Source organism: Asaia spathodeae NBRC 105894, from assembly GCF_025994195.1.
Lineage (GTDB): Bacteria > Pseudomonadota > Alphaproteobacteria > Acetobacterales > Acetobacteraceae > Asaia > Asaia siamensis.
In genome coordinates this window covers 1-5,498 of record NZ_BAPY01000032.1, presented here as the reverse complement: position 1 = coordinate 5,498, position 5,498 = coordinate 1, and the positions used below count along the sequence as shown (strand labels likewise).

General features: G+C 56.7%; 8 protein-coding genes. 5 read left to right on the top strand and 3 right to left on the bottom strand.

Features of this window, described 5'->3' with window-relative positions:
• The 3 genes from AA105894_RS10850 to AA105894_RS10840 all read left to right on the top strand — a co-directional run.
• Positions 1-287, top strand: a 287-nt coding sequence (locus tag AA105894_RS10850; RefSeq protein ID WP_267311729.1) for a tyrosine-type recombinase/integrase, incomplete at its 5' end; no start/stop codon positions are given.
• Positions 288-294: 7 nt separating this feature from the next.
• Positions 295-633: a type II toxin-antitoxin system Phd/YefM family antitoxin gene (locus AA105894_RS10845; RefSeq protein WP_267311728.1), complete on the top strand. Its 339-nt coding sequence runs from the start codon at positions 295-297 to the stop codon at positions 631-633.
• Entirely contained in the window at positions 630-1,013 is a 384-nt protein-coding gene (locus tag AA105894_RS10840) for a type II toxin-antitoxin system VapC family toxin (RefSeq protein ID WP_200410697.1), read from the top strand. Before AA105894_RS10845 ends, AA105894_RS10840 begins: the two co-directional genes overlap by 4 nt.
• Positions 1,014-1,145: 132 nt before the next feature.
• Here AA105894_RS10840 and AA105894_RS10835 read toward each other — a convergent pair whose 3' ends face one another.
• Together AA105894_RS10835 and AA105894_RS10830 are read right to left on the bottom strand one after the other, a co-directional pair.
• A complete protein-coding gene (locus tag AA105894_RS10835; protein ID WP_267311727.1) occupies positions 1,146-2,057 on the bottom strand; it encodes a hypothetical protein in 912 nt (303 codons plus the stop codon).
• 271 nt (positions 2,058-2,328) lie between these two features.
• Positions 2,329-2,964, bottom strand: coding sequence for a recombinase family protein (locus AA105894_RS10830; protein ID WP_267311726.1), 636 nt, complete (start codon positions 2,962-2,964; stop codon positions 2,329-2,331).
• Positions 2,965-3,240: 276 nt separating this feature from the next.
• Here AA105894_RS10830 and AA105894_RS10825 point away from each other — a divergent pair, with 276 nt between their 5' ends.
• Together AA105894_RS10825 and AA105894_RS10820 are read left to right on the top strand one after the other, a co-directional pair.
• Positions 3,241-4,086 (top strand): hypothetical protein, encoded by an 846-nt coding sequence (locus tag AA105894_RS10825; protein ID WP_267311725.1) that lies wholly within the window; start codon positions 3,241-3,243, stop codon positions 4,084-4,086.
• A 10-nt stretch (positions 4,087-4,096) separates the two neighbouring features.
• The gene (locus AA105894_RS10820; protein ID WP_267311724.1) at positions 4,097-5,002 is read left to right on the top strand and encodes an energy transducer TonB; all 906 of its coding nucleotides are present in this window, start codon (positions 4,097-4,099) and stop codon (positions 5,000-5,002) included.
• A 24-nt stretch (positions 5,003-5,026) separates the two neighbouring features.
• Here the strand turns inward: AA105894_RS10820 and AA105894_RS10815 are convergent.
• Positions 5,027-5,498 (bottom strand): recombinase family protein (locus AA105894_RS10815; protein WP_267311723.1); only part of this gene is annotated, 472 nt, incomplete at its 5' end.

Here is a 5,498-nt window from a genome sequence, read left to right as displayed (position 1 = left end):
CTCTCAGGCCGGTCTATAGCTTACGCCCCTGTCTAAAAAATGGGGTCCACCTCTCAAGGCAATACGCCCGGCTTTTGGATCAATGGGTTCAGGCGGTGGGACTGATCGCAGGGGAGTATGGAACTCATTCGCTCCGCCGGACTAAGGTTGCCGTGATTTACAAACGAACCGGTAATATCCGAGCCGTGCAGATCCTGCTGGGTCATTCAAAACTGGATAGCACGGTTCGATACCTTGGGGTGGATGTCGAGGACGCTCTGGCTCTGTCGGAAGCCACTGATCTCTGAAACAAACATGCTTCAGGAATTCTCTACCTCCTCCCTATGTGTACATGTTAAAATGACACATGGGGAGAAGACCATGAGCCAGCATTTTTCAGATAATGCACCATTACCACAGAAAATCGGTGTTCGGGAGTTCCGGGGAAACCTGACAGCGTATCTGCGTCAGGTCAGGCAGGGCAGTACGATCTTGGTGACGTCTCATGACCAGGTCGTAGCCGAACTGCGGCCGCCAGCCTCTTCCTATCGCCCCCGTCGTCAACCCGGCGCATTGCGCGGACGGATCAGAATAAGCGACGATTTTGATGAGATACCGCCGGACCTTCTTGAAAGCATGGAACGCGACCTGTGAAGGTTCTACTTGATACGCATGCGTTGCTGTGGTGGCTTTCGGACTCCGACCGGCTGGGTGAGACTGCACGGGAAATCATCGCAGACCCGGTTCACGATATTCTGGTGAGTATCGTGTCACTCTGGGAGATTGCGATCAAAATCCGTATCGGAAAGCTGGATGCGGATATGAACGATATTCTGGCAGCCATTCCTGAAGAAGGTTTCTCTCTATTACAAATACAGACCGAGCACCTACAGATCCTGATGTCTTTGCCTCTGCATCATCGTGATCCGTTTGACCATCTCCTTATGGCGCAGGCACAAGCTGAACACGCCACATTTCTTTCGGAAGACGGACAAATGGATCATTACCCCATCAAGCGAATACGCTGTTCGTGAAGCAGAAACTGCCGTCAGAACACGCCTCTTTTCGGACGTAGACCATGATTTCGCTTGCTCTCAAAATCGAACGTTAGAGCGCAAATTTCCAAAATAGGCACCTTTAAATCTCAGTGCATTTAGTCGGGAAAATCAGTCGGTAATGATCTTATTTATCGACGCGTTTATATCAAATATGGTTTTATCGAAATAAAACTCGACAGCGCTGAATTCATTCCTACTCACAACTATTTCCATACCCTTCTTGAAAGGAAATAACATATCTGCCCCACCAAGACATAATGCATCTAATCGATCTGTGACCGTATGTCCTCCGTGCGTAATGATATTCCGAAGTTCTGCTGCAATATCAATTACACGAATGACACCGTTGAGATTTGCCCCATCACTAAAACACCCTATTTTCAGTAGGTTAACGTCACCAAGTAGTGCTTCAAACGTCTTTGCAAGAGGAGAATAAGTTTTCTTTCGGCGCCAATCCTCTAGTCGTCTGGAGAAAGCTGTCTCCCATTCTATCCGGGCGGCGTCACTTTCATGCCTATTGCGGTACATTCTTCTTAATTCACGGTATTCGTCCCCTTGCAAAAGTTGGTTAGGAAGGTAACGTAAGTATACCTCATATAAATCGAAGATGATCTCTTCAAAACATCCATAGATATCGTATATTCCATACGCTGATATCACATCAATACATTTTCGCGTATTTTTCTTTGTCTTATCATTGTCTAATGTAAGCATGGGATCGAGTCTGGGAGCGAAGATGCTTTTTTGTCTTATAAACCAGACTTGTAGAGCGATATCAGGATTGTTTTCGTACCGGTCGTGTGCAGCATGAAGGGCGTTTATTGTCAGTGCCCAACGAATATAGCAACTACGTAATTTTTTTCGACCTATATGTGACGCGTGGCTGAGGGCAAAAAAGACCTCATCTGCAGGATTGCCGGGACCGAAATAAGAAGCTGTTCTTATTTCATCAATACCAAAAAGCTCCGATGATGCCCCATTGACACCATCAAGATATATTACACGATCTCTTATGCTCACAGATCATTACCTTGGATACATGCGAGCATGACAACTCACCTCGACATCTGTGACGTGTATAGCCTTTTTATGTTCGGACCAACACGAGGAAATATTCTTATCCTTTTAAACATAACGCAGATTGGGCGTCCAGAACCCACATAGAATGAGAACGTCCGGATGTCAGTTCACCAGTAAAAATGCCCAAAACCGGACCGACCGCATTCCCCCCATGGCCGCCCCCTCACACCAAACCTCGGGGCCTTCGCTACGTTTCCTGTCCCGGAACCGGTCATAATCGTGTCGGTGTCAATCGGACCGACCGGGCGGCCCGAGCACCTGTCCCGGAACCTCCGTTTCCGGAACGCTCTTCCCCGCAGGAAACCGAGCGCCAGATCGTGGTTTTCGAGACGGCCATGATCTGCGCAATTTCGTGCAAAGATTTTCCAGCCTTGTGCAGTTCACCCGCGTGGCGACGCTGCCTTTCGGTCAGCCGCGCAGGCCGCCCCAGCCGTGCCCCGCTACGCCGGGCTGCCTCCAGTCCGGCCCTTGTTCGCTCACGGATGATCTCGCGCTCGAACTCCGCAAACCCGGCGAGGATGGTCAGAAAGAGCTGCCCGTTTGCCGTGCCGGTCTCGATCCCGACATCTAGAAGCCTCACGCGTATCTGACGTTCCACAAGACTGCCCACCAACCCCATGACGTCGAGCATGGTCCGCCCCAGCCGGTCGATGCGTGCTGCCACGAGACTATCCCCCGGCTGCAGCTTTGCCAACAGCCCCGACAGACCCGGTCGTAACGCGGCCGGAACCCCGCCGGAGACCGTATCGAGCACGATCTCCCGCACCCCTTCCCGTTCGAGTGCCAGAAGCTGCGGATCATGCGTCTGATCATCGGTCGAGACGCGCGCATAGCCATACCGTGTCATGAAAACCCCCTCGCTGATTTCGGAACACGGTTTGGAGACAGGACGCATGACCCGATGCCGTGCCGTCCCGAAACCGACGGATTGTGAACCGGTCATCACCAACCGGCCAGGAGAGGGTCGAGCCGCCACAAAGTCAGTCAGAGCAAGGGTTTCGCAAGGTTGGGCTTCCGCTCACCCCTAACCCCATTATTGCCCTGTCGTGGCTTTTGAGGCGGCTCTGACTAACACCTGTCCCGACCCTGTGATGGCCTGCGTCACATCACTCCGGGAGAAACCATGAAACGCGTCATCGCCTGCCTCTTGCTGTCTGCGGCTCCAGCGCCGCCCGCTCAGGCCCAGGATATGGAGGCTTTCCGCCGCAACATGGTCAATGCAGCGAATGCGCTTGGTCAGGGGCACGTCACGGAACCCCCGGCGTCTCCTGCGACACAGGATAATGGTGGCGTCGCACTCACGCAGAAGCTCACCTATCAGAGGATGAGCAATGCAATCGGTCAGGCCTCCATACTCGGATTGTCGCTCGGCATGTCCGCCCCCGAAGCCACTACCTTACTGCGCCAGTACTGCCAGACAGAACCAAGCATCCGGACCGAGACACTGCGGACATCGCATAAGGGCGTGGATATCGAGAGCCAGCCCTATCCGGCATCGCTGGCCTGCCAGCGCGAGAACGACAGGATTGATGTCACCCTCGCCCCACCGGTCATGGGCGGCGTGGTGACCCGGATTGAGCGCACTGTCTCCTACCCGCCCCTCGATGCGCCGGGATACGATGCCCTCAAGGCCGAACTCACTGCGCACTACACGGCGCATCTGCCGCCGCTGTCGGGTGGGAGTGCCGCCACCGCGCTTTACGCGCTCAAAAGCGGCAACGTCATCGAGAAAGCAGATGGCACCGGGATTGATCCTTCGCCCTCGTCAGACCCGCGCGCTGCCACCACACAGGCCTGGCTGCGCATCGCTGTCAGCGTCGTCCCGCAAAACCCGTCCGCCGTGCGCAGCCTGACCCTCACGACCGAGGATATCGGTGCCGAACAGGCGATCACAGCCGAGATCATCCGGCAGCTCAATGCAGCCATCGACGCCAAACTCGCGCATGCCACCGCGAAGCCCGCCCTGTGAGGACAGACCGATGAACCATCCCTCCTCCTTGCCCAGCGCTGGTGATACCCATGACGCCAGCTCCGCAGCCCATGCACCCACTGATTCACAGCCTGGCGCTGCCAGTCGCGGCACAATCATACGCATCCCCGACACGCAGCCGGGGCTTCTTGTGTCTGACGGGAAACAACACGCGTTCACGCTCTCCGGTATCTGGCAAGGACCAGCAGCCCCGGCCCTGAACCAGAAAGTCAGCTTTACCCTGACACCGGACGGACGCATCGCGTCCATTCATGTGCTGGGGCGCGATGTCCTGGCCAATGAAACGCTGAGCGCATTCCGTCAGACCCTGCGCAGCAATGGCGGCTCACTGGGTGCCGTGATGATGCCCTACCTGCGCCAGCAGAGGCACCGCATGACCCTGCCCGGCATGGTCATGTCAGGTGCCTTGCTGCTTGGGTTCTACGCTCTGCCGGGATGGACGCTCGATGCAGGCAATACGATGCTCGGTGTCAGGCTCGATTACACGCTGAACCAGCTGCTCGGCGTGCAGACGGGAGGTGCAGGCATCACGGTGCAGTTCGGCTTCTGGCGCCTGCTCGGCGGTGCCATCACGCTCCTGCCCTGGGTGACACCATGGCTGGGTTTTGCCCGGGCGAGGCTGCTCAATACCCTACCGCTGCTCCTGCTACTCGCCCTGCCTCTGGTCGTGCATGCGAGGCTGCATCATCTCGCAGCCGAGGCAGCCCAGAGCACGGGTCAGCTGCTTGGCGGTTTCGGCGGTAATGCCGCTATGCAGCATGATTTGCAGGCCATGGTACAGAAGCAGGCGACCGCGCTGATTGATGCCACCTCGTGGAACAGCGGCTACTGGATTGCGCTTGTCGCTGCCTGCGGGCTGGCAGGTCTCTCGCTAGTGCAAAGGCCCCGTCACTGAGACAACGCTCCTCCGGCGTCAGGCTCAGGCTGCGGCGCTGGAGGATGGCCCGGCCCGCTGCGGTCCAACCTCGCGCTGCAACGCTCGATGCACAGTAGCGCGTCCGACATTCATGACGGACGCGATGTCACGGATGGACAGACCCTGTGCCGCCAATGCCCTCACATGCCGGGTCTGTGCCGATGTCAGCGCACGGGGCCGTCCGATACGACGCCCCGCCGCCCGCGCTGCCGCAATTCCGGCCCGGGTACGCTCGCGAATGAGCTCGCGTTCGAACTCCGCTATCGCCATCAGGATAGTGAGGAACATGCGGCCATTGGCCGTGCCCGTCTCGATACCCAGCGCAAGAATACGCACTCTGACGTTGCGCTCATCCAGCGCGGAGACGAGCTGCAGCATATCGATTGCATCGCGCCCGAGCCTGTCGAGACGCACTACCACTAGACTGTCGTGAGGCTGGAGCCGGTCCAGCAGCGAGGCGAGGACGGGACGCTCC

Coding starts and splice junctions, on each gene's coding strand:
- AA105894_RS10830 (WP_267311726.1), bottom strand. CDS start 2,964: ATGACACGGTATGGCTATGCGCGCGTCTCGACCGATGATCAGACGCAT.
- AA105894_RS10825 (WP_267311725.1), top strand. CDS start 3,241: ATGAAACGCGTCATCGCCTGCCTCTTGCTGTCTGCGGCTCCAGCGCCG.
- AA105894_RS10845 (WP_267311728.1), top strand. CDS start 295: ATGCTTCAGGAATTCTCTACCTCCTCCCTATGTGTACATGTTAAAATG.
- AA105894_RS10820 (WP_267311724.1), top strand. CDS start 4,097: ATGAACCATCCCTCCTCCTTGCCCAGCGCTGGTGATACCCATGACGCC.